Origin of the sequence: Pseudomonas sp. NY15435 (assembly GCF_048068295.1) — a bacterium.
In the GTDB taxonomy this organism is placed as follows: Bacteria; Pseudomonadota; Gammaproteobacteria; order Pseudomonadales; family Pseudomonadaceae; genus Pseudomonas.
Genome location: NZ_JBLUQA010000017.1, coordinates 52915 through 74971, shown reverse-complemented (window position 1 = coordinate 74971; position 22057 = coordinate 52915). Strand labels below are relative to the sequence as shown.

Annotated in this window: 14 protein-coding genes; 2 read left to right on the top strand and 12 right to left on the bottom strand. The window is 65.9% G+C overall.

Annotated elements, in window-relative coordinates; translation table 11 throughout:
* Positions 1–243: 243 nt before the first annotated feature.
* Positions 244–2769 carry an ATP-binding protein gene (locus ACNFH5_RS28170; protein ID WP_416751830.1) on the top strand — a complete coding sequence of 842 codons (2526 nt, stop codon included), beginning with the start codon at positions 244–246 and terminating at the stop codon, positions 2767–2769.
* A gap of 9 nt (positions 2770–2778) precedes the next feature.
* On the opposite strand, the gene ACNFH5_RS28165 is transcribed toward ACNFH5_RS28170, so the two are convergent.
* From ACNFH5_RS28165 to pqqA, 8 genes are all read right to left on the bottom strand, one after another.
* Positions 2779–4488, bottom strand: coding sequence for a NahK/ErcS family hybrid sensor histidine kinase/response regulator (locus ACNFH5_RS28165; RefSeq protein WP_416751828.1), 1710 nt, complete (start codon positions 4486–4488; stop codon positions 2779–2781).
* Positions 4472–5635: an alcohol dehydrogenase-like regulatory protein ErcA gene (ercA, locus tag ACNFH5_RS28160; RefSeq protein WP_416751826.1), complete on the bottom strand. Its 1164-nt coding sequence runs from the start codon at positions 5633–5635 to the stop codon at positions 4472–4474. The genes ACNFH5_RS28165 and ercA overlap by 17 nt, the downstream gene beginning before the upstream one ends.
* Before the next feature lie 120 nt (positions 5636–5755).
* Complete coding sequence (locus ACNFH5_RS28155) at positions 5756–7549, bottom strand: alpha/beta hydrolase family protein (protein ID WP_416751824.1); 1794 nt, start codon at positions 7547–7549, stop codon at positions 5756–5758.
* 2 nt (positions 7550–7551) lie between these two features.
* Entirely contained in the window at positions 7552–8700 is a 1149-nt protein-coding gene (pqqE, locus tag ACNFH5_RS28150) for a pyrroloquinoline quinone biosynthesis protein PqqE (protein WP_416751822.1), read from the bottom strand.
* Positions 8672–8950 carry a pyrroloquinoline quinone biosynthesis peptide chaperone PqqD gene (gene pqqD / locus ACNFH5_RS28145; RefSeq protein ID WP_416751820.1) on the bottom strand — a complete coding sequence of 93 codons (279 nt, stop codon included), beginning with the start codon at positions 8948–8950 and terminating at the stop codon, positions 8672–8674. The genes pqqE and pqqD overlap by 29 nt, the downstream gene beginning before the upstream one ends.
* Positions 8950–9699, bottom strand: coding sequence for a pyrroloquinoline-quinone synthase PqqC (pqqC, locus tag ACNFH5_RS28140; protein WP_416751818.1), 750 nt, complete (start codon positions 9697–9699; stop codon positions 8950–8952). The genes pqqD and pqqC overlap by 1 nt, the downstream gene beginning before the upstream one ends.
* A 28-nt stretch (positions 9700–9727) precedes the next feature.
* The gene (gene pqqB / locus ACNFH5_RS28135; RefSeq protein WP_416751816.1) at positions 9728–10642 is read right to left on the bottom strand and encodes a pyrroloquinoline quinone biosynthesis protein PqqB; all 915 of its coding nucleotides are present in this window, start codon (positions 10640–10642) and stop codon (positions 9728–9730) included.
* 47 nt (positions 10643–10689) lie between these two features.
* Entirely contained in the window at positions 10690–10761 is a 72-nt protein-coding gene (gene pqqA / locus ACNFH5_RS28130; protein ID WP_003106462.1) for a pyrroloquinoline quinone precursor peptide PqqA, read from the bottom strand.
* A 386-nt stretch (positions 10762–11147) separates the two neighbouring features.
* Between pqqA and ACNFH5_RS28125 the strand changes: the two genes are divergently transcribed.
* On the top strand, positions 11148–13082 hold the full coding sequence (locus ACNFH5_RS28125) for a sigma-54-dependent Fis family transcriptional regulator (RefSeq protein ID WP_416751814.1): 1935 nt from the start codon (positions 11148–11150) through the stop codon (positions 13080–13082).
* A 540-nt stretch (positions 13083–13622) separates the two neighbouring features.
* On the opposite strand, the gene aldA is transcribed toward ACNFH5_RS28125, so the two are convergent.
* The 4 genes from aldA to ACNFH5_RS28105 all read right to left on the bottom strand — a co-directional run bounded on the left by aldA (position 13623) and on the right by ACNFH5_RS28105 (position 21773).
* Positions 13623–15059 carry an aldehyde dehydrogenase gene (gene aldA / locus ACNFH5_RS28120; RefSeq protein WP_416751812.1) on the bottom strand — a complete coding sequence of 479 codons (1437 nt, stop codon included), beginning with the start codon at positions 15057–15059 and terminating at the stop codon, positions 13623–13625.
* A gap of 22 nt (positions 15060–15081) precedes the next feature.
* A complete protein-coding gene (locus ACNFH5_RS28115) occupies positions 15082–17265 on the bottom strand; it encodes a PQQ-dependent dehydrogenase, methanol/ethanol family (RefSeq protein WP_416751810.1) in 2184 nt (727 codons plus the stop codon).
* Positions 17266–17764: 499 nt separating this feature from the next.
* On the bottom strand, positions 17765–19285 hold the full coding sequence (locus tag ACNFH5_RS28110) for an aldehyde dehydrogenase family protein (protein WP_416751808.1): 1521 nt from the start codon (positions 19283–19285) through the stop codon (positions 17765–17767).
* Positions 19286–20000: 715 nt separating this feature from the next.
* A complete protein-coding gene (locus ACNFH5_RS28105) occupies positions 20001–21773 on the bottom strand; it encodes a methanol/ethanol family PQQ-dependent dehydrogenase (RefSeq protein ID WP_416751806.1) in 1773 nt (590 codons plus the stop codon).
* Between the last annotated feature and the right edge of the window lie 284 nt (positions 21774–22057).

The window sequence follows — 22057 nt, the reverse complement described above, 5'->3', positions numbered from 1 at the left end:
GTAAGTATTTGAAGTTATTGTAAGAACGTTCTTAAAACAGCAGAAATAATAACTTGATGCGTTGTAGGCTATCTATGAACTGGCGAATTGACACGCGTTCTTGTGGGACGTTCGATCTATTTTCTGCAGAGCTCGCAACCGACCGCGTAAAAAAGTGGAATTTTCCTCCGTCGGGCGTTTCCAACGCCTGATAGGGAATTGTTGAACAACACTGTACGAAGGATCAGACGCAGGGTCCGCTCGATGCCAAGCTCTCCGGGGGAAACCCCCACGTCGCCCACGCCGCTTGCCGGCGACTTCCTCAACAGCAGTAGCGCCATGGCGCCGCTGATACGCCAGCACGACTGGGCGACCACCCCGCTCGGCCCGATGGAGCAGTGGCCCGCCACCCTGCGCGGCATCCTCGAAGTCGGCCTCAACTCGCGCCTGCCCGTGTGCATCTACTGGGGGCCCGAATTCGTCCTGTTGTACAACGACGCCTGGAGCGCCATCCCCGGCGACAAGCATCCCGCCTGCCTGGGCCAACCGGCGCGCGTGGCCTGGTCGGACATCTGGTCCATCCTCGACCCGATGTACAACGGCATCCTGCAGACCGGCGTGGCCGCCCACGAGGAAGACCGCCTGCTGCCCATGGTGCGCTACGGCTACGTCGAGGAAGCCTATTTCACCTACAACGTCAGCCCGATCTTCGGCCAGGACGGCAAACCCGTCGGACTGTTCAACACCGCCGTGGAAACCACCAACAACGTCATCGGCCAGCGCCGCCAGCGCCTGCTCACCCGACTGGCGGAACGCCTCGGCCAGGCCGATGACAGTGCACAGATCTGCATCGATGCACTTGCCCTGCTGGCCGAAGCCAACCACGACGTGCCCTTCTGCCTGCTGTACCAGGGCGGCACCCTGCTCGGCGCCTGCGGCACCGACCCCAGCGACCGCTTCGCTCCGCCACGACTGAGCCAGGACGACGACCCTCTGCACCTCTTCAATGGCCTCCAGCAAGCGCACCAGTCGCCCCTGGGCAGCCAGTACATGCGCGCCTTCGAGCCCTGGCCGGAAGTGCTCGACAGCACCTACGCCACCCCACTGCATGGACACAGCGACAGCCTCGTGGTCTTTGGCATCAGCCCCCGTCGGCGCCTGGACGAGAGTTACGCAGCCTTCTTCAACGAACTGGCCGCCCTGCTCGGCCATGCACTGGCCGCCGCCACCCACCGCGCCGAGGAACGTCGGCTCAAGGAAGCCGTACAGGAAGAAGTGCGCCAGCGCACCCAGGAACGCGACCGCGTCTGGGCCATGAGCCAGGACCTGCTGTGCGTGCTCGATCACCAGGGCAAGCTGCGCAGCGTGAACCCCGCCTGGAGCAGCCTCCTGGGCTGGAGCGAGGACCAGCTCACAGGCCGCAATAGCGAAGAGCTCGTTCACCCGGACGACCTCGCACCCAGCGTCGCCACCCGCGCCACCCTTGCCCGCGGCGAGCGCCTGCAGCACTTCGAGAACCGCATGCGCCACGCCGACGGCAGCTACCGATGGATTTCCTGGCATGCCAGCGAAGACAACGGCCTGATCTACGGCTGCGGCCGCAATGTCACCGAACAGCGCCGCGCCGCCGAGCTGCTGGAACAGGCGCAATCCGCCCTCGCCAATGCCCAGCGCATGGAAGCCGTCGGCCAGCTCACCGGCGGCATCGCCCACGACTTCAACAACCTGCTGGCGAGCATCCGCTTCAGCCTCGACCTGATCACCCGCCGCGCGCCGGCCAACGCCCAGCCGGAGCTGAACCACATCCTGCATGCCGCCACCCAGGCCACCGAACGCGCCGCCGAACTGACCCATAACCTGCTGGCCTTCGCCCGCCGCCAGGCACTGGCGCTGCATCCCGTGGCACTCGATGTGCAGCTGCAGGATTGGCAGGCGGAACTGAGCCAGCGCGCCGGTAGTGGTGTCCGGCTGACGCTGACCACCGAGTGCACCGAAACCGTCGTCACTGATCGCGATCAACTGCACAAGTCGATGCTCCACCTGGTCGACAACGCCCGCGACGCCATGCTGGGCGGCGGCAACCTGGGGATCAGCCTGCGCCAGCAGGCAATCGCCGGCGGCGACAGCGACCTGCCGGCCGGCGATTACCTGGTCCTGATGGTCGAGGATGATGGCGTGGGCATGAGCGAGCAGACGCTGTCCCACGTCTTCGATCCCTTCTTCACCACCAAGGGCATCGGCGCCAACAGCGGGCTCGGCCTGTCGATGGTCTACGGCTTCATCAAACAATCCGGCGGGCACATCCGCCTGCGCAGCGAGCCCGGCCAGGGCACCTGCGTCACACTCTATTTCCCGAGAGGCTCCACAGTGGTCGATATTCCCGAGATCCCCGCAATGCCTGCCGAAACCGCCAACCAGCAGCTCTGCGTGCTGGTGGTCGAAGACAACGACCTGGTGCGCATGCTCACCGTGGAAGTGCTGGAAGAAATCGGCTACCAGGTGATGCAGGCCGAGGATGCCGAAGAGGCGCTGCCGATCCTGCAGGGTGACACCGCCATCGACCTGCTGCTCACTGACGTCGGCCTGCCGGGCATGAATGGCGAGGAGCTGGCCGCCGCCGCGCGAGAAGCCCGGCCGGAGCTGCCGATCCTGTTCGCCACCGGCTTCGCCGAAATCGTCCAGATCGACGGCAGCGAGCTGGCCACGCGCATGTCGATGATCGCCAAGCCCTTCTCCATTGATGCCTTGCGCGACAAGGTCAACGGCATGCTCGGCCGCAAGAACGCCTGATCGGGCGGGTCAGTGACTGAGCAGCAGGCTCAACACGGCCCGCAACTTGCCTGGCTTAACCGGCTTGTTCAGCAGCGGCATGCCCAGCCGCTGTAGCGCGCGACGGCAATCGTCGCTGCGATCGGCTGTGATCATCACGGCCGGCAACTCACGCCGGAAATACTCCCGCAGCCCCCGTACCGCCTCGCAACCGGTTTGGCCGTGGTCGAGGTGGTAGTCGGCCAGGATCACTTCCGGCGCCTTGCCATCCAGCGCCTTCAGCGCTTCCTCATAGCTGGTCGCCACCAGCACTTCGCAGCCCCATTGCCCGAGTAGCGCCGCCATGCTGGCGAGGATCGCCTCCTCGTTGTCGATCACCAGCAGGCGCCGACCCGGCAGCGGGTCGCCGGTCACCGGGCGCGGGCCGCTGTCGACCAACCCGGGTTGCGGCAGTTCGCGCACCAGCGGCACTTCGATGGCGAACACCGAACCGCGCCCCGGCACAGAACGGACCTGTACCCGGCAACCGAGAATGCCGGCGATGCGATCGACGATCGCCAGCCCCAGCCCGACACCCCGGCGATCCGCTGCGCGGCCGGCATCCAGCTGGTTGAATTCGAGGAAAATGGCTTCCAGCTGGTCCGCCGGAATCCCCCGCCCGGTGTCCCAGACCTCCAGGCGCACGCTCTCCCCGCGCCGGCGCGCCGCGAGCATCACGCTGCCGCGCTCGGTGTAGCGGCAGGCGTTGCTGAGGAAGTTGCGCAGGATTCGCGACAGCAGGCGGTGATCGGTCCGCACGGCCAGCGCGGGAATCCGCTTGCGCAGGCCCAGCCCGGCCGCGCGGGCCACTTCGTCGAACTCTGAAACCAGCGGACCGAGCAGTTCGTCGAGCGGGTGTACGTCCAGGTCCGGGCGGATCGCGCTCTGGTCCAGGCGGGCAATTTCCAGCAGGTCCGTGAGCAGGTCCTCGGCGCCTTCCAAAGCCTGGTGTGTACGCTCGACGAGCACCTGCTCGGTGCCCGGCAACTTGCGCTCGCGCAGGGTGGAAACCAGCAGCCGCGCCGCGTTCAGCGGTTGCAGCAGGTCGTGGCTGGCGGCCGCGAGGTACTTGTCCTTGCTGTTATTGGCAGCTTCGGCCGCATCGCGCGCCTCGCGCAGCTGCTGGTTGAGGCCCTCCAGTTCGCGGGTGCGCTCGGCGACGCGTTGTTCCAGTTGTTCATTGAGGCTCTGCAGGCGCTGCTGGGCCTGGACGCGCTCGGTGATGTCGGCAACGAAGCCTTCAACCAGGCCTTCCTTGTCCAGGCTATCTTCGCCCGGCTTCATCAGCAGGTTCATCAGCACGATGACGTGGCTGCCATCGCGACGCCGCAGCCGCGTCTCGTAGCCGAACAGACCGCCGCCTTCCTGCAGCAACCCTCGAATGCGGCGCATCTCGGCCTCGCCGCCGACGAACAGCTGGCTGGCCATGTCCTGCAGGTTCCACAGCACCTGCTGCGGATCGTCATAGCCGAGCATCCGCGCCAGCGCCGGGTTGGCGGCGCGCAGGCCCTGGCTCAGGCTGGCCTGGAAGATGCCGTGGACGGCGTGTTCGAACAGCCATTTGTAGCGATTGCGCTCGGCTTCCAGCTCGTCCAGCCGGGCCACCAACTCGGGGTAATGGCTCTTGCGCGCGGAGTGGCTGCCCAGCCCGAGCAACCCGGCGAGGGCCTGTTGTTGCTGCTCGTCAGAGGGCCTCGCCATACACCACCTCGACATCCCGCTGGCTGGACTCGCGAGGGTTGGTGAGGATGCATGGGTCCTGCATGGCGTGGCGCGACAGGAAGGGAATGTCGGAACTGCCCACGCCATGCAAGCCGAGGCTTTCATGGAAGCCCACGGCGTTCTTCAGGGCGATCAGGTGTTCCACCAGGCGCTGGCGGATCTGCGCATGGCTCATGCCGCGGCAGTCGATGCCGAAGGTCTCGGCGATCACCTTGAAGCGTTCCGGCGCGGCGCTGTAGTTGAAGGCCACTACGTGCTCGACCAGCACCGCATTGCACAGTCCGTGTGGCAGGTCGAGGTAACCGCCCAGGCTGTGGGACATGGCGTGCACCGCGCCGAGGATCGCGTTGGAGAACGCCAGCCCCGCCTGCATGCTGCCCAGCATGATCTTCTCGCGCAGGGCGATGTCCGCCGGATTGGCGATCATCTGCACCAGGTTGCCGTTGATCAGCCGCATGGCTTCCAGCGCGTGAGGGTCGGTAAGCGGGCCGTGGCCGGTGGAAACGAAGGCTTCGATGGCGTGCACCAGGGCGTCGATGCCGGTGCAGGCGGAGAGGAACGGGTCCATGGTCAGGGTGGTTTCCGGGTCGATCAGCGACACATCGGGCACCACTGCCTTGCTGACGATGGAGAACTTCATCCGCTCGTCCTGGTTGGAGATGATCACGAACTGCGAGACGTCCGCCGAAGTACCGGCGGTGGTGGGAATCAGGATCAACGGCGGGCTGGGCACGCGCAGGGTGTCCACGCCTTCGAATTCGAGAATGTTGCGGCCATGGGCGGCAACGATGCCGATGCCCTTGGCGCAATCCATCGGGCTACCGCCGCCGACTGCGACTATCACATTGCAGCCCTCGCTGCGGTAGACATCGGCGCCGCGCATGACTTCTTCCACGCGCGGGTTGGGCGACACATCGGTATAGCGGCAGAAGGGAATGTCCTGGGCGGCCAGGCTGGCTTCGATATCGGCAACCCAGCCGGCAGCGACTACACCGGGGTCCGACACGACCAGGACCTTGCGGGCGCCGAAGGTTTTCACGTAATTGGCGACATTGTGCCGGCATCCGGCACCGAAAATGATCTCTGGCGAGACGAATTTGCGCAGCTGGCTGAGCTCGTGGGACATCGGGGGCTCTGTCGTTATTGTTATGGGATATTTCCGGCAGCCTACTGTATCCGTCAGGTATTGCAATGCGACCTTGGCAGACGGTTCTGACAGCTGGCTTCGCCAGGTCTCACCCAGACATCAGCCCGCCAGAAGCGCCTGATAAAAGCGCCATTCGGCTTCCAGCGCATGAGCCAGATTGGCGGCCTGTCGAAACCCATGGCGCTCCCCGGCGTATCGGTGCACCTCCACCGGCACGCCACGCTGGCGCAGGCTGTCGACCATGGCGTCGGTCTGCGCCGGCACCACCACGGCATCCAGCTCGCCCTGGAAGAAGATCATCGGCACGCGGATGTGCTCGGCCAGCAGCACGGGGGTGCGTTCCCGGTAACGCTCGGCGTCCTGTTGCGGGTCGCCGATCAGCCAGTCCAGGTAATCCGCCTCGAACTTGTGGGTGACCCGTGCAAGCGCCTGCGGGTCGCTGACCCCATAGAGGCTGGCGCCGCCGCGCAAGCCAGGCAGCCGTGCCAGGGCCATCAGGGCGCTGTAGCCGCCAGCACTGGCGCCACGCACGAACACCCGCTGGCGATCGATGCGCCCAGCCCTGGCGAGATAGTCCAGGGCTGCGCCGATGTCCTCCACTTCGATCTGGCCCCAGCCCAGGCGCAGGCGCTCGCGGTAAGCGCGGCCGTACCCGCTGCTGCCCCGATAGTTGATATCGGCGACGGCAAAGCCACGACGAGTCCAGAACTGGATGCGCCCGTCGAACACCGGATAGCTGGCCGACGTCGGGCCGCCATGCAGGAATACCACCAGTGGCGCAGCCTGGTCGGTAGCGTGGGGCGGATAGAAGAATCCGTGCCCGCACTCGTCCACGCCCACCGGGTAACGGAAAGCCTCGCCGCGGGACAACTCAGTCTCGGGCAATGGTCGCTCGCCTCCGCCCAGTACCTGGACTGAACCGTCCACCCGGCGAATCGCCAGCAGCGCTGGCAGCCGGTCCGGCGCGGCGGCGATGCAATAGAAGTGGCGCTCATCCGCGGCCAGCGAGCGGAAGCGGCTGTACTCCGGTGCGAGGCGCTGCTCCCTGCCACGCTCGTCGTAAAGCACCAGCAGGCCGTAGCCCTCGACATTGCGAGTCGCCAGCAACTTGCCGCCCGGCAACGGCAGGAAGGTCCGCCCACCCAACTGCCAGGGTGCGCCGGCGTGGTCCGCCGCCGCTACCTGCACAGCGCCATGACCTTCGCGACACGGTTGCCAGTAGCCACCACGGTCGCTCAGCCAATGCAGCCGACCATCCTCGGCAAACCGCGGCTGCTGGATGGATTCGTGGCAAGCCTGGCCGGCCAGGCAACGTTCTTCTCCGGCAAAGGACTCGCACAGGCGCGTGCGCGTCCACGGTTGATGTGGGCGATCCCACTCCACCCAGACGATGCGCTCGCCACTGCCATCGGCCACCGGCGAGGCATAGAAATCCGCACCTGAGGCAATCACCCGGCGCCGCCCATCGGCGTCCAGGCGAACGATACGGTGGACCACCGCGCCGCTGCCGTTCTCCTCCTCCACCGCCAGCAGCGCATTCCACGCGGGGACGAAGTGCAGGTCGCCATAGCGGCAGTCATCGCGATGGGTGATAGGTCGGGGCGCGCCACCCAGGCGCAACCAGTGCACCTGCTGGTCATCCTCTTCCACCCAGGCCACGCCATCGGCGGTGGTGCAGCAGGAGCCGCCGCCGTATTCGTAGACACGACTGCGTACCGACGCGCCGGGCGGTGTCAGCTCGACGCTCTGGCCCTCACGCCGAAGGAACAACCGACAACGCGCGCTGGCAGGGTCGAATGCCGCCCAGAGCAGCCCGCCGTGGGCCACGTGCAGCTCGGCAAAATCCCCCGCGGCGGCTACCGCGCGCTCGGCGCTCCAGTCGCTGCACTGCATGCTCAGGCCTTGCAGATCAGTTGCGAGGCCCGTTCGTTGCGCAGGGTCAGTGCGCTGAGCGGTGCCGCCGCCGTTTCCGCTTCGCGGCGGGCGTCGAGGATGATCCCGTGGTGGGCCGACTTGGCGCACACCGGGTCGGTCGCCTCGGCATCGCCGGTGAGCATGAAGGCCTGGCAGCGACAACCGCCGAAATCGCGCGCCTTCTCATCGCACGAGCGGCACGGCTCGGGCATCCAGGCGTCGCCACGGAAGCGGTTGAAGCCGAAGGACTCGTACCAGATGTGTTGCAGGCTGTGCTCGCGCACGTTGGGGAACTTCACCGGCAGTTGCCGCGCGCTGTGGCACGGCAGTGCAGTGCCGTCCGGGGTGACGTCGAGGAACACGCTACCCCAGCCGCCCATGCAGGCCTTGGGGCGTTCCTCGTAGTAATCGGGCACGACGAAGATCAGCTTGCACGGGTTGCCTTCGGCGGCCAGGCGCTCGCGATACTCGGCGGTGATGCGTTCGGCGCGCTGCAACTGCTCGCGGGTCGGCAGCAGGCCGGCACGGTTCAGCTCGGCCCAGCCATAGAACTGGCAGGTGGCAAGTTCGACGAAATCCGCCTCCAGCTCGATGCACAGCTCGATGATGCGATCGATGCTGTCGATGTTGTGCCGGTGGGTGACGAAGTTCAGCACCATCGGGTAGCCGTGGGCCTTCACCGCGCGGGCCATGACGAGCTTCTGGGCGAAGGCCTTGCGCGAGCCGGCGAGCAGGTTGTTCACCTCCTCGTCGGCGGCCTGGAAGCTGATCTGGATGTGGTCCAGACCTGCGTCGGCAAACTCCTTCAGGCGCTTCTCGCTGAGGCCGATGCCGGAGGTGATCAGGTTGGTGTAGAAGCCCAGCCCCCGCGCGGCGGCGATCAGCTCGGCGAGGTCCTGGCGCACCAGCGGCTCACCGCCGGAGAAGCCCAACTGTGCGGCGCCCATCTCGCGGGCCTGGCGGAACACCTCGATCCACTGCGAGGTGGAAAGCTCCTCGCCGCCCTTGGCGAAATCCAGCGGGTTGGAGCAGTACGGGCACTGCAGCGGACAACGGTAGGTCAGCTCCGCCAGCAACCAGAGCGGCGGGCCCACCGGCGCCTCAGCGCAGCTCGATCCAGAATTGAGCATGGGCCACCTCGAGGAATGCCAGGATGTCTTCGTCGATGCCCGGCACACCGGGGAAATCGGCACGCAGGCCGTCGATGATGCCAGCGACATCGCGCAGGCCATCGACGCGGCCGAGGATCGCCCCGGCGCTGTCGTTGAGTTTCACCATCCCTTCAGGATAGAGCAGTACATGGCAACCCTGGGCCGGTTCGAACTGCAGACGGAACCCCCGGCGCAGCGCCGGTACGCTGTCCAGCGAAGGCAGACTCATCACAGCAACCCCCTGTGCCAGACGCGCTCGGCCGTCACCGTATGGTACGGCGGGCGCTCCAGTTCATAGGCCATGCTCATCGCGTCGAGCATGCTCCAGAGCACATCGAGCTTGAATTGCAGGATTTCCAGCATGCGCTCCTGGGCCTCGCGGGTGCGGTAGTGCTCCAGAGTGATGCGCAGGCCGTGCTCGACATCGCGGCGCGCCTGGGACAGGCGCTTGCGGAAATAGTCGTAGCCGCTGGCTTCGATCCATGGGTAATGCTGCGGCCAGCTGTCCAGGCGTGACTGGTGAATCTGCGGGGCGAACAGTTCGGTCAGCGAACTGCTGGCCGCTTCCTGCCAGCTGGCGCGGCGGGCAAAGTTGACGTACGCGTCCACGGCGAACCGCACGCCGGGCAGGACCAACTCCTGGGACAGTACCTGCTCGCGGTCCAGCCCCACGGACTCGGCCAACCGCAGCCAGGCCTCGATGCCGCCCTCCTCGCCCGGAGCTCCATCGTGGTCGAGGATGCGCTGCAACCATTCGCGGCGCACCTCGCGGTCCGGGCAGTTGGCGAGAATTGCCGCGTCTTTCAGCGGAATGTTCAGCTGGTAGTAGAAGCGGTTGGCCACCCAGCCCTGAATCTGCTCGCGGCTCGCGCGGCCTTCGTACATGGCGACATGATAGGGATGGAAGATGTGGTAGCAGGCACCCTTGGCGCGCAGTGCCTGTTCGAATTCGGCGGGGCTCATGGCTTCGCGGGTCATTGCGAGGCTCCTTCTGGAAAGAGAGCTCTTAAAGGAATATGCCCATGCCGTCGAACGCCACCTCGATGCCGCGCGCGTCGAGTTCGGCGCGTTCGGGCGAGGCGATGTCGAGGATGGGATTGGTGTTGTTGATGTGGATGAGCACCTTGCGCGGCCCATCGATGCCGTCGAGCACCTCGATCATGCCGCCGGGGCCACTCTGGGCCAGGTGGCCCATCTCGCTGCCGAGCTTGTCGCCCACCTCGCAGACGCGCATCTCGTCGTCACGCCAGAGCGTGCCGTCCACCAGCAGGCAGTCGGCGCGGCGCATCCAGTCCAGCAAGACGTCATCCACCTGGCCGAGGCCGGGGGCGTAGAACAGCTTGCCGCCGCTCTCCAGGTCCTCGATGAACAGGCCGATGTTGTCTCCCGGATGCGGGTTGCCGCGGTGCGGTGAATACGGCGGTGCGCTGCTGCGCAGGGCGATGGCGGTGAACCGAAGACCCGGGCAGGCCGGGATGATGAAGGGCTCGGCGTCCAGTTCGATGAGCCTGTGCTTCAGCCCACCGTTCCAGTGCGACAGCATGGGGAACAGCGGAAAGCCGGTGGAAAGGTCCTGGTGGACCATCTCGGTGCACCAGACCTCGTGCGGGCACCCCTCGCGCAGGCTGAGCAGGCCGGTAGTGTGATCGATCTGGCTGTCCAGCAGGACGATGGCGGCGATCGCCGAATCGCGCAGGCGCCGCGCCGGCTGCAGCGCCGGGAAGGACGCCAGCTGGGCACGGATGTCAGGTGAGGCGTTGCAGAGAATCCAGTTTTCGCCGTCGTCGGACAGGGCGATGGAGGATTGCGTGCGTGGCTGCGCGATCACGCTGCCGTCGCGTACACCACGGCAGTTGCGGCAATTGCAGTTCCACTGGGGAAAGCCGCCACCGGCGGCCGACCCGAGAATTCGGATGTGCATGATAGTGCCCCGTGGGCAGGGGCCCCGGCGGACCGGGGCGCAGTGGATCAGCGGTTGGCGAAGTACAGGGTCACTTCGAAGCCAAGGCGCAGGTCGGTGAAGCTAGGCTTGGTCCACATGGGTCTGTCCTCATTCTTGTTGGAAGGCGCCGGCAGGACCGGCAGGTCGAGTTAAACACCAGGGTCAGGCACTCCGAATGATACTTTCGAAGGAGATTCCCCCCTGATTTGGTAGTGGGCCCGCGACAGCTGTCGCGCCCCACCGCTACAACTGTCCCATCGCTGCGACAGCCGTTGCCCGGTTGCACCCGCGCCTTCCGGCGGCGAGCCTTCTGGCGTGGGGCTTGGCGCCCCGCGCGGCGTGTTTCGGCACAGGCCTTGCTCGGGCACTCGTCGCCCGTGACCCACCGGTCTAGACTAGCCATTCCTAGGACCGGTCCTACGACGCACTGGTTTCTAAAAACAACAACGCGCCGCAGCGAAGCTGACGGCCGCCGGGAGTGACCATGCACCCGCAATCCCTGGAAAACTGCCCGAACGACCTTGCCGCCTTCATCGCCGATCACTTCGGTGAACGTGACATCCAGCCCGAGGGTGCCATCGCGCGCTCCTGGTACCGCAGCGTGATGGAGCACCGTCTCGACCCGCGGGCGCGGGCGGAAAAACACATCCTCACCGCCGGAGAAATCCGCGAGCACCAGGGCCTGCACCAGGACTACCTGGCGATTGCCAGCCAGGGCGTCACCGGCCTTGCCCGGCGCGTGCTGCCGGCGGGCTTCGCGGTGCTGCTCAGCGATGAACGCGGCATCACCCTCGATGCGCGCCTGCCCAGCGAGCGCGACCGCTACACCCAGGCCGGGCTGATCGTCGGCGCGCGCTGGGACGAATCCATCGCCGGCACCAACGGCATCGGCACCGCCCTGGCCGCTGGCGAGGCGCTGACCATTCACCGCCAGGAGCACTTCCTGGTGAGCAATTTCCGCCTGAGCTGCTCGGTGGCGCCGATCTTCGATGCCCAGCACCGCCTGCGCGGCTGCCTGAACGCCACCTGCCTGTACAACGACGGGCCCAAGGACGCGCAGTACCTGACCTTGCAGCTGGTCATCCTGTATGCCCGGCTGATCGAGAACGCCAGCTTCCGCCAACGCTACCGCGACCGCCTGACCCTCTCCGTGAAGGCTCGCGACGAGGTGTCGGACCTGGCCAACGAACAGCTCATTGCCCTCGATGAACAGGGCCGGGTGATCGGCGCCAACCATGCCGCCTTCGCTGCCTGCCGGGGCGAACTGCTGGGCAGCCGCATCGAGCAGTTGCTGGAGGCGGACGTCGACCAGTTGCTTGAGCTGAGCAAGGGCGGCGCGCGCGGTATTCGTCTGCGCACATTGGCCGATCACGCGTTGGTGGATGTGGGCCTGCGTACGCCGGCCAGCCCGCCGCGCCGCCAGGCTCCGCCGCGCAGCGGGCGGCACAGCCCGGAGCATCCCGATCTCACTCGCCTCGCCGGCGCCGACCCGCGCCTGCAGGACGGTGTGCGCAAGCTGCGCAAGGTGCTCGACAAGGGCATCTCCATCCTGGTCACCGGCGAGACCGGCACCGGTAAGGAAGCCTTCGCCCGCGCCATCCACCAGGCCAGCGCGCGCCATGCCGGGCCCTTCGTCGCGCTGAACTGCGCGGCGATCCCGGAGAGCCTGATCGAGAGCGAACTCTTCGGTTATCGCGGCGGCAGCTTCACCGGCGCCAGCAAGAAAGGCATGAAGGGCAAGCTGGAACTGGCCAATGGCGGCACCTTGTTCCTCGACGAGATCGGCGACATGCCCGCGCACCTGCAGACGCGCCTGCTGCGTGTGCTGGCCGAGCGAGAAATCCTCCCGCTGGGTGCCGAAGCACCGGTGCCGCTGGACGTGCAGGTGGTCTCGGCCACCCACCAGAACCTGACCGAGATGATCCGCGCCAAGGGCTTTCGCGAGGACCTGTTCTACCGCCTCGCCGGCATGACCCTGCAACTGCCGGCGCTGCGCGAACGCACGGACCGCGAGGCGCTGATCGACAGCCTGCTGGCGGGCCTGGGCGGCGACCTGCACCTCGACAGCGCGGTGCGCGAGCGGCTGCGCGGCCATCCCTGGCCGGGCAACATCCGCCAGTTGCTGAACTGTCTGCGCTACGCTGCCGCCCTCGCCGAAGACGGCCGCATCGATCTGGACTGCCTGCCGATGGAATTGCATCAGGCGGCTCCCGTCTGCACTGCCGAAGCGCCGCAGGCAGTAACCGCGACCGCCCTCGCCGCCCGCCTGGACGACGACGAAGCTCGCCACCTTCTGGCGGTACTACGCGAGCGGCAGTGGAATATCAGTGCGGTGGCGCAGCAGTTCGGCATTGCCCGGTCGACCCTGTATCGGAAGATGAAGAAGCACGGCATCGTGCAGCCCAATGCGCTGTATTGATTCCTTCCCTTTTCCCTGCGTCCGCTGATCAGGTAGCTAACCCGTGTTCCAGGAGCGGACTCCGACCGCGATAGGTCCGCCTCGCGTTGGGGGCCATCGCGGACAGAGTCCGCTCCTACGCAACGGCCATCTGCAGGCGCAGGGAAAAAGGAGCGGACCGCACCTGGCAAGGACGGCCCACCCAGTCAAACAATGGAACGTTTACGGGCACAGTTTTCCCATCCGCTGGAAACTCCGTGCACACCTTCGCCCCCTCTCCCCAGCCCTCTCCCTGAAGGGAGAGGGAGTATTCGAGTGAAGCGTCCCAATCGTGCTTTCCTGGCACGCTCGGATCAGGAAAACCGTGGCCGCCCCACACCGGCCCAGTCCCCTCTCCCTGAAGGGAGAGGGAGTATTCGAGTGAAGCGTCCCAACCGTGCTTTCCTGGCACGTTCGGATCGGGAAAAACCGTGGTCGCGCTCCACACTGGTCCAGTCCCCTCTCCCTTCAGGGAGAGGGTTAGGGAGAGGGTCTAAGCCCATGCACGGCCTGGCCGGCAGCTCACTCCTGCGCATAAACCACATGCGTGTGCGTGTACTCATACAGCCCATGCTTGCCGTCCGCGCCACCGATGCCGGACTTGCGCGTGCCGGCATGGAAGCCCTGCATCGCCTCGAAGTTCTCGCGGTTGATGTAGGTCTCGCCGAAGTCCAGCTCGCGGCTGGCCTTGAGCGCGGCGCTGAGGTTGCGGGTGTAGATCGATGAGGTCAGGCCGTAGTCGCTGTCATTGGCCAGGGCGATGGCTTCGTCGAGGTCGTCCACCACCTGGATCGGCAGCACCGGGCCGAAGACTTCCTTGCGCATGATCTCCATGTCGCCCGTGCAGCCAGCGAGCACGGTGGGCTGGTAGTGGAAGCCCCTGCCGAGGTCGGCCACTGCGCCGCCTGTAATGACCTGAGCGCCCTGCCCGGTTGCCGTGCGGACCATCTGCGCGACCTTGTCCAGTCCGATCCGATTGACCAGCGGGCCCATGTCCAGGTCGGCCTGCACATTCGGGTCACCGAAGCGAGTGGCGGCCATGGCGGCGGCAATCTTCTCGATGAACTGGTCGGCTACCTGGCGCTGCACATAGACGCGCTCGGCGCAGTTGCACACCTGCCCGGTGTTGATCACCCGCGAGGCCTTGATGGCGTTCACCGCCAGTTCCAGGTCGGCGTCGGCGAGGACGATGGCCGGCGCCTTGCCACCCAGCTCCAGGTTCAGCTTGGTGATGTTCGGCGCGGCCGCGGCCATGATCCGCGAGCCGGTGGCGACGCTGCCGGTAAAGCTGATCAGGTCGACGCCTGCGTGGCTGGTCAGCGCACTGCCGGCGCTGGCACCGGTGCCGCCGACGACGTTGAACACGCCGGTGGGCAGGTCGGTCTCCGCCACCAGGCGAGCGAACTCGAAGCAGTTGATCGGGGTTTCTTCGCTGGGCTTGATGACGATGGTGTTGCCGGTCAGCAGAGCCGGCGCCATCTTCCGCGCGATGAGGAAGAACGGGAAGTTCCACGGCAGGATGCCCGCCACCACGCCCAGCGGCTTGCGCAGCAGGAAGATGTGCTCGCCAGCGCGGTCGCTGGTCAGCACTTCGCCCTCCAGGCGGCGCGCCCACTCGGCCATGTAGTCGAGGTAGTCAGCGGTGAAGTTCACTTCCACTTCCGCCAGTGCCGGCACCTTGCCCTGCTCGGCGGTGATGATCTTCGCCAGGCGCGGCGCGTTGGCGCGCACCTTCTCGGCGATCCGGCGCAGATAGCCGGCGCGCTCGATGGCAGGCTTGGCCGCCCAGCCCTTCTGCGCCCTGCGGGCGGCGTCGATGGCGCTGTCCACCTGGGCGGCGCTGGCCTCGGGGATGCGTGCCAGCAGTTCACCATTGGCCGGGTTGTGCACCTCGATCAGCGGCTCGCCGGCGACGAAGCGGTTGTCGATGTAGTGCTGGTAGGTCGTTACGTCAGTCATGAATCAGTCTCCTGGTGGGCGGTCACTTGGCGGCGGTCTTCTGCGCGCCGGCCAGTTGTTCCTTGAGGTCGTAGGCGCGCTTGATCAGGTACTGGTGCACCGCCTCGGCCTGTTGCAGGTCGAGATGGCCCTGGAACGAGGGCATGCCGTCGGGGATGCGGCCGCCATAGACGATGCCGAGGAAGCGCTGGTGGTTTTCCGCGCTGAGGGTGCGCAGGTCCGGCACCACGCCACCGCTGATGGCGTTGATGCCGTGGCACTGCGAGCAACTGGAGTTGAACAGCTCGCGGCCCTGGTCGATCTGCAAGGGGGTGCCGGTCAGTGCCGGCGGCTCGGGCTTGCGGTCGGCCCACTTGTAGTTGATGTCCGGCAGCTTGGCGGTGCCGCCGAGCTTGTAGGTCAGCACCTGGGCGTTGGGCTTCACCCCGGCGCGCAGCGACAGAGCGCCGGCGAAGGTGGAGAAGGCACCGCCCCAGCCGGCCATGAAGGTCACGTATTGCTCGCCGTCCACCTCATAGGTGATGGGCGCGGCCATCACGCCGGTGTTGGCCGGGGATTCCCAGAGCTTCTTGCCGGTCTCGGCGGCATAGGCCACCACGCGGCCGTCGGCGGTGCCTTCGAACACCAGGTTGCCGGCGGTACTCAGGGTGCCGCCGTTGAAGATGGTGCTGTAGGGCACTTCCCAGCGTTTTTCCTGCTTCACCGGGTCCCAGGCGATCAGCTTGCCGGTCCAGGTGTCGGCGATCTTGCGCAGGCCCTCCGGGTCCTCGGGCATCATCCCGGTGTTCACATCGAGCTGGTAGATGCTCTTGAACTTGGAACGCGGCGGCGCGCCGTCGACGTCCTGGTACATCGCCGACATGATGTGCGCCGGGATGTAGACCAGGCCGGTGTTGGGGTTGTACGACATCGGTTGCCAGTCGTGGGCACCCCAGAAGGCCGGCTGGATCAGACGTGCCTTTTTCTGCGGGTCCTTCCAGTATTCGGCGACCTCCTCGTTGCGGATCGGCCGACCGGTCTTCATGTCGATGCCGGTGGCCCAGTTGATCGGGATGAAGTTCTTCGCCGAGAGCAGCTCGCCGGTGGCGCGGTCGATGACGTAGAAGAAGCCGTTCTTCGGCGCCTGCATCAACACCTTGCGCTGCTTGCCGTCGATCTCCAGGTCCACCAGCATGATGTGCTGGGTGGCGGTGTAGTCCCAGGCGTCGCCCGGCGTGGTCTGGTAGTGCCAGACGTACTCGCCGTTGTCAGGGTTGATCGCAACGATGGACGAGAGGAACAGGTTATCGCCCTTGCCTTCGCTGCGGATGCGCGGGTTCCACGAGGAGCCGTTGCCGACGCCGATGTACAGCAGGTTCAACTCCGGGTCGTAGGACATCGAGTCCCACACAGTGCCGCCACCGCCCTGCTTGGCGTAGTTGTCGCCGAACCAGGTCTTGGCGGCGATTTCCATGCCCTTGCCCTTGGGCATTTCCTTGGGGTCGCCGGGCACGGTAAAGAAGCGCCAATCCTGCTTGCCGGTCTCGGCATCGTAGGCGGTGATGTAGCCGCGCACGCCGAACTCGGCGCCGCCGTTGCCGATGATCACCTTGCCCTTCACGATGCGCGGCGCGCCGGTGATAGTGATGCTGCGCGACGGGTCGGTGCGGGTATCGACGCTCCACACGCGCTTGCCGGTCTTGGCGTCGATGGCCTCCAGGCGGCCGTCGAGCACGCCGACGTAGACCTTGCCCTTCCACACCGCCACGCCACGGTTCACCGCGTCGCAGCAGGCTTCGCCGGCGCGACTGCGGTCGGACTGCGGGTCGTACTTCCACAGCAGCTCGCCACTGCGGGCGTCCAGTGCGTAGACGATGGAGAACGGCCCGGTGGTGTACATCACGCCATCGACCACGATGGGCGTGGCTTCTACGCCACGGTCGATGTCCAGCTTGTGGCTCCAGGCCAGGCCCAGATTGCCGACGTTGCTCTGGTCGATCTGCTTGAGCGGGCTGAAGCGCTGCTCGTCGTAGGTTCGGCCGGTGGTCATCCAGTTGCCCGGCTCGCTGTTGGCGGCGGCGATGCGCTGGCCATCGACGTTGGCCGGGACTTCAGCAGCGTGGAGATTCAGGGACAGACCGGCCATCAGCAGCGAGGCGGTCAGCAGGGAATGGCGCAAGGCGGGTTGCAGGCGAACGGAAGGCACGTGCAGGCCAATCGATCTCATGGAGGTTCTCCGATTCTTGTTGGTGCCGCGGATCGTTCGCCGCGGCTTGCAAGGCTCAGAGCAACCGCTGTGCCAGGCTTCTCGAATCTGGCTGGAGGGCCCGCCGTTCGGGGCTTCTGGCGTTTCCTTCCGGATGCGATGCGGGTGTTGCGGGCGCTACAGGTGTTGCGCTCATCGGCGGCAGGTGTTGCGCGGGCGGGACGCTGCGGATGCTTTGCAGGATGGGCGGGTTCGCGAGCAAGCTCGCTCCTACAGAAGGGCTGCGAACTCAACCTGTAGGAGCGAGCTTGCTCGCGAACAACGACTCATCCGGAAAAAAGAAAACGCGGCCGGAGCCGCGTTCGACGAAGGCCGTCACCCGTGGAATGGGTACGGAAGCGGACGGCCGCCCGAACCGGGCGCGTCGACACAAGGGATGCCTGGTGGAGTGCCAGGCGGGGTACACCGGAAAGGTCCGGCGAACCTGATGGGGGAAGGCTCGCCGGTTTGCTGCTGAGGGTTAGAAGAAGCCCAGCGGGTTGATGTCGTAGCTCACCAGCAGGTTCTTGGTCTGCTGGTAGTGGTCGAGCATCATCTTGTGGGTCTCGCGGCCGACGCCGGACTTCTTGTAGCCACCGAAGGCGGCGTGGGCCGGGTACAGGTGGTAGCAGTTGGTCCACACGCGGCCGGACTGGATGCCCCGGCCCATGCGCCAGGCGCGGTTGATGTCGCGGGTCCATACGCCGGCGCCCAGGCCGAACTCGGTGTCATTGGCAATCGCCAGGGCTTCGGCTTCGTCCTTGAAGGTGGTGACGCCCACCACCGGCCCGAAGATTTCCTCCTGGAACACGCGCATGCCGTTGTGGCCCTTGAGCAGAGTCGGCTGGATGTAATAACCGCTGGCCAGGTCACCTTCCAGGCGCTCGCTGGAGCCGCCGGTGAGCAGCTCGGCGCCTTCGCCCTGGGCAATGTCGAGGTAGGAGAGGATCTTCTCGTACTGCTGCTGCGAAGCCTGCGCGCCGACCATGGTCTCGGTATCCAGCGGGTTGCCGCGCTTGATCGCCTTGATCTTCTTCATCACCTCGACCATGAACTGCTCGAAGATCGACTCCTGCACCAGCGCCCGCGACGGGCAGGTGCACACTTCGCCCTGGTTGAAGAAGGCCAGCACCAGGCCCTCGGCGGCCTTCTCGATGAAGGCCGGCTCGGCCTGCATGATGTCCTCGAAGAAGATGTTCGGGCTCTTGCCACCCAGTTCCACGGTGGACGGGATGATGTTCTCCGCCGCGCAGTGGAGGATGTGCGAGCCGACCGGGGTGGAGCCGGTGAAGGCGATCTTGGCGATGCGCTTGCTGGTGGCCAGCGCCTGGCCCGCTTCCTTGCCGAAGCCCTGGACGATGTTCAGCACGCCCGGTGGCAGCAGGTCACCGATGATTTCGGCCAGCAGCATGATCGACAGCGGAGTCTGCTCGGCCGGCTTGATCACCACACAGTTACCGGCGGCCAGGGCCGGCGCGAGTTTCCACGCGGCCATCAGCAGCGGGAAGTTCCACGGGATGATCTGCCCGACCACGCCCAGCGGCTCGTGGATGTGGTAGGCAACGGTGTTCTCGTTGATCTCGGCGGCGCCGCCTTCCTGCGCGCGGATGCAGCCGGCGTAGTAGCGGAAGTGGTCGGCGGCCAGCGGCACGTCGGCGTTCAGGGTCTCGCGCACGGCCTTGCCGTTGTCCCAGGTTTCGGCGACGGCGAGTTGCTCGAGGTTCTGTTCGATGCGGTCGGCGATCTTCAGCAGGATCAGCGCGCGGTCCTGCACCGATGTGCGCCCCCAGCTATCGGCGACGGCATGGGCGGCATCCAGGGCGAGTTCTATGTCCTCGGCGGTGGAGCGCGGGAATTCGGCGATGATTTCGCCATTCACCGGCGAGGTGTTGCTGAAGTACTGGCCCAGCACCGGCGCGACGAACTCGCCGCCGATGTAGTTGCCGTAGCGCGGTTTGAGGGTGACGACGGCGCCTGGGGTTCCGGGTGCGGCGTAGATCATGGGGATGCTCTCCTGTCGGTTCCCGGCCTCCATCGGCCAGGTCATGGAGCGATCTTAGGCAGCGCCCTTCCCGGCCCGGAATGCCCCCATGGGAGCGGTGGGTTACTCATTTGGTAGTAGATGGTGGCGGCTGGCTTTTCGTAGGAGCGGACCTTGTCCGCGAATGCTCACCACTGCACCCACGTTGCAGGATGAACACCCGCAGGGCGGATAACGCGAAACGTTATCCGCCTTTGTAGGAGCGAGCTTGCTCGCGAACAGAATTACCCGGCCGCATCGGCGTCAAGCGGTTCGCGAGCAAGCTCGCTCCTACAAAAAGCAGCCCTGCGCTCACGCACCAGAGTCGCAGGCACGCGCAGAGTCCCGTCAGGACGCCAAGCAGCGGGGCCATCGATGCCGCGAGGGATTTAGAGGAGCAGGGATGGCCCTTGTACGCTCCCTCGGAGCGATACCGGACCCTGATGTCGGGACGAGACCTTTGCCTACGCTGGAGGCGTTTGCCAAAGTCGGTCGCCCGAGGGGGAGAAACAAGAAAACATCCAAGCGCGCCGAGGCGGCGCAAAAACACTGAAAAAGACGGCGGATGACGCTAAAGACGTTATTCACCCTACGAAAAACTTCGCGGGCAGAGTCCGCTCCTACAAAAGCGAGCCACATCCACTAAAAAACAAAGGGCCGGCTCAATGGCCGGCCCTCTGCTCACCTCACAGAAGCATCACTTCTTGGCGACGAGATCCTTGGGCAGCTTGAAGGTCCAGATCATCCCGCCCTGGTCGAGGTCCTTGATGCGCTTGGCCACCTCGCCACCCCACAGCGGCACCGCGCCGCCCCAGCCGGAGAGCACGGTGACGTACTGCTCGCCATCCATCTCCCAGGTGATCGGCGAGGCGATCACGCCCGAGCCGGTGTTGAACTCGTAAAGTTTCTTGCCGGTCTTGGCGTCGAAGGCCATCAGATAGCCCTCGGGGTTGCCGGTGAACACCAGGTTGCCGTGGGTCGCCAGCACGCCGCCCCACAGCGGCGCGTAGTTCTCGTAGCGCCAGACCTGCTTGCCGGTCTTCGGATCGATGGCGCGCAGCACGCCGATGTACTTTTCGTTCAGCGGCTTGATGGTGAAGCCCGCGCCGAGGTAAGCCGCGCCCTTCTTGTAGGCGATGTTCTCGTTCCACATGTCCATGCCCCACTCGTTGGACGGCACGTAGAACAGCCCGGTGTCCTGGCTGTAGGCCATGGGCATCCAGTTCTTGCCGCCGAGGAAGGACGGCGCAACGAACACTGAGCTGCCCTTCTCGCCGCCCTCACCCGGCGCACCCGGACGGTGGGCGTCGTCATAGATCGGCCGGCCGTCCTTATCCAGGCCCTTGGCCCAGGTCACCTTGTCGACGAAGGGGAAGCCACGGATGAACTTGCCGTTGGTGCGATCGAGCACGTAGAAGAAGCCGTTGCGGTCGGCGGTGGCAGCCGCCTGCACGGTCTTGCTGCCGTCCTTGTAGTCGAAGGACACCAGCTCGTTCACACCGTCGAAGTCCCAGCCGTCGTGCGGGGTGGTCTGGAAGTGCCACTTGATCGAGCCGTCGTCGGGGTTCAGCGCCAGGCGCGAGGAGGAGTACAGGTTGTCACCAGGGCGCAGGTGCGAGTTCCACGGCGACGGGTTGCCGGTGCCGATGAACAGCGAGTCGGTGCTCGGGTCGTAGTAGCCGCCCAGCCAGGGCGCGGCGCCGCCGGTCTTCCACAGGTCGCCCGGCCAGGTCTTGCCCGCTTCGCCGCCGGAGATGCCGTTCTCCACGGCCTTGCCGTCCTTGTAGACGTAGCCCATGTGGCCTTCCACGGTCGGGCGGCTCCACAGCAGCTCGCCGTTGGTGGGGTTGTAGGCCTCGATCTTGCCGACCACGCCGAACTCGCCGCCGGCCACGCCGGTAATCAGCTTGCCCTTGGCGATCAGCGGTGCGGCGGAGATGGAGTAGCCGGCCTTGTAGTCGGCCACGGTCTTTTTCCACACCACCTTGCCAGTGTCCTTGTTCAGGGCGACCAGCTTGGCGTCGAGGGTGCCGAAGATCACCAGGTCGCCGTACAGGGCCACACCACGGTTGATCACATCGCAGCAGGGCATGATGCCGTCGGGCAGGCGCGCGTCGTATTGCCAGAGCTTGCGACCCGTGCGCGCATCGGCGGCGAACACTCGCGAGTAGGAGGCGGTGACGTACATCACGCCGTCCTTGATCAACGGTTGCGCCTGTTGGCCGCGCTGCTTCTCGCCACCGAAGGACAGCGCCCAGACCGGCCGCAGTTCCTTCACGTTATCGCTGTTCAGGGTGTTCAGCGGGCTGAAGCGCTGGCCCTGCTGGTTGATCCCGTTGACCACGATCTGGTCGGTGCGCTTGGCGGAATCACTGATGTCCTGGTCGGTCACCCCGGCTTGGGCGCCCAGGCTGGCCAGGCTGACGGCGGTGAACAGCACGGTGCGGGCGAAAGGTTGAAGCTGTCTCATGGCGATGCGCCTCTGCGATTGTTGTTGTACCCGGGAAAATTTCCCGGTCTGTCGCAGATTCTTGGTTTGGCGGGCTGGGGCAACAATTGAACGCAGTGCCGATTTTCCTAGTTCCTTGGTAGCAATACCGGGTTGCGGCGGCGTGAAATTCGGGAGCTCTCACGGGCCGGGAGGCCGAGCCCAATCCCTGTAGGAGCGAGCTTGCTCGCGAACCAGATGTCCCGGCGACTGCGTTGCCTGAGCGGGGATCCGAGCCCCTCACCCCAGCCCTCTCCCGGAGGGAG

Bases quoted from the DNA above. Each gene is read 5' to 3' on its own strand.
- ACNFH5_RS28155 (WP_416751824.1), bottom strand. From the start codon at position 7,549: ATGCAGTGCAGCGACTGGAGCGCCGAGCGCGCGGTAGCCGCCGCGGGG.
- pqqE (WP_416751822.1), bottom strand. From the start codon at position 8,700: ATGCTCAATTCTGGATCGAGCTGCGCTGAGGCGCCGGTGGGCCCGCCG.
- ACNFH5_RS28105 (WP_416751806.1), bottom strand. From the start codon at position 21,773: ATGAGACAGCTTCAACCTTTCGCCCGCACCGTGCTGTTCACCGCCGTC.
- ACNFH5_RS28115 (WP_416751810.1), bottom strand. From the start codon at position 17,265: ATGAGATCGATTGGCCTGCACGTGCCTTCCGTTCGCCTGCAACCCGCC.
- aldA (WP_416751812.1), bottom strand. From the start codon at position 15,059: ATGACTGACGTAACGACCTACCAGCACTACATCGACAACCGCTTCGTC.
- ACNFH5_RS28125 (WP_416751814.1), top strand. From the start codon at position 11,148: ATGCACCCGCAATCCCTGGAAAACTGCCCGAACGACCTTGCCGCCTTC.
- ACNFH5_RS28170 (WP_416751830.1), top strand. From the start codon at position 244: ATGCCAAGCTCTCCGGGGGAAACCCCCACGTCGCCCACGCCGCTTGCC.
- pqqB (WP_416751816.1), bottom strand. From the start codon at position 10,642: ATGCACATCCGAATTCTCGGGTCGGCCGCCGGTGGCGGCTTTCCCCAG.
- pqqC (WP_416751818.1), bottom strand. From the start codon at position 9,699: ATGACCCGCGAAGCCATGAGCCCCGCCGAATTCGAACAGGCACTGCGC.
- pqqD (WP_416751820.1), bottom strand. From the start codon at position 8,950: ATGAGTCTGCCTTCGCTGGACAGCGTACCGGCGCTGCGCCGGGGGTTC.
- ercA (WP_416751826.1), bottom strand. From the start codon at position 5,635: ATGTCCCACGAGCTCAGCCAGCTGCGCAAATTCGTCTCGCCAGAGATC.
- ACNFH5_RS28110 (WP_416751808.1), bottom strand. From the start codon at position 19,285: ATGATCTACGCCGCACCCGGAACCCCAGGCGCCGTCGTCACCCTCAAA.
- ACNFH5_RS28165 (WP_416751828.1), bottom strand. From the start codon at position 4,488: ATGGCGAGGCCCTCTGACGAGCAGCAACAACAGGCCCTCGCCGGGTTG.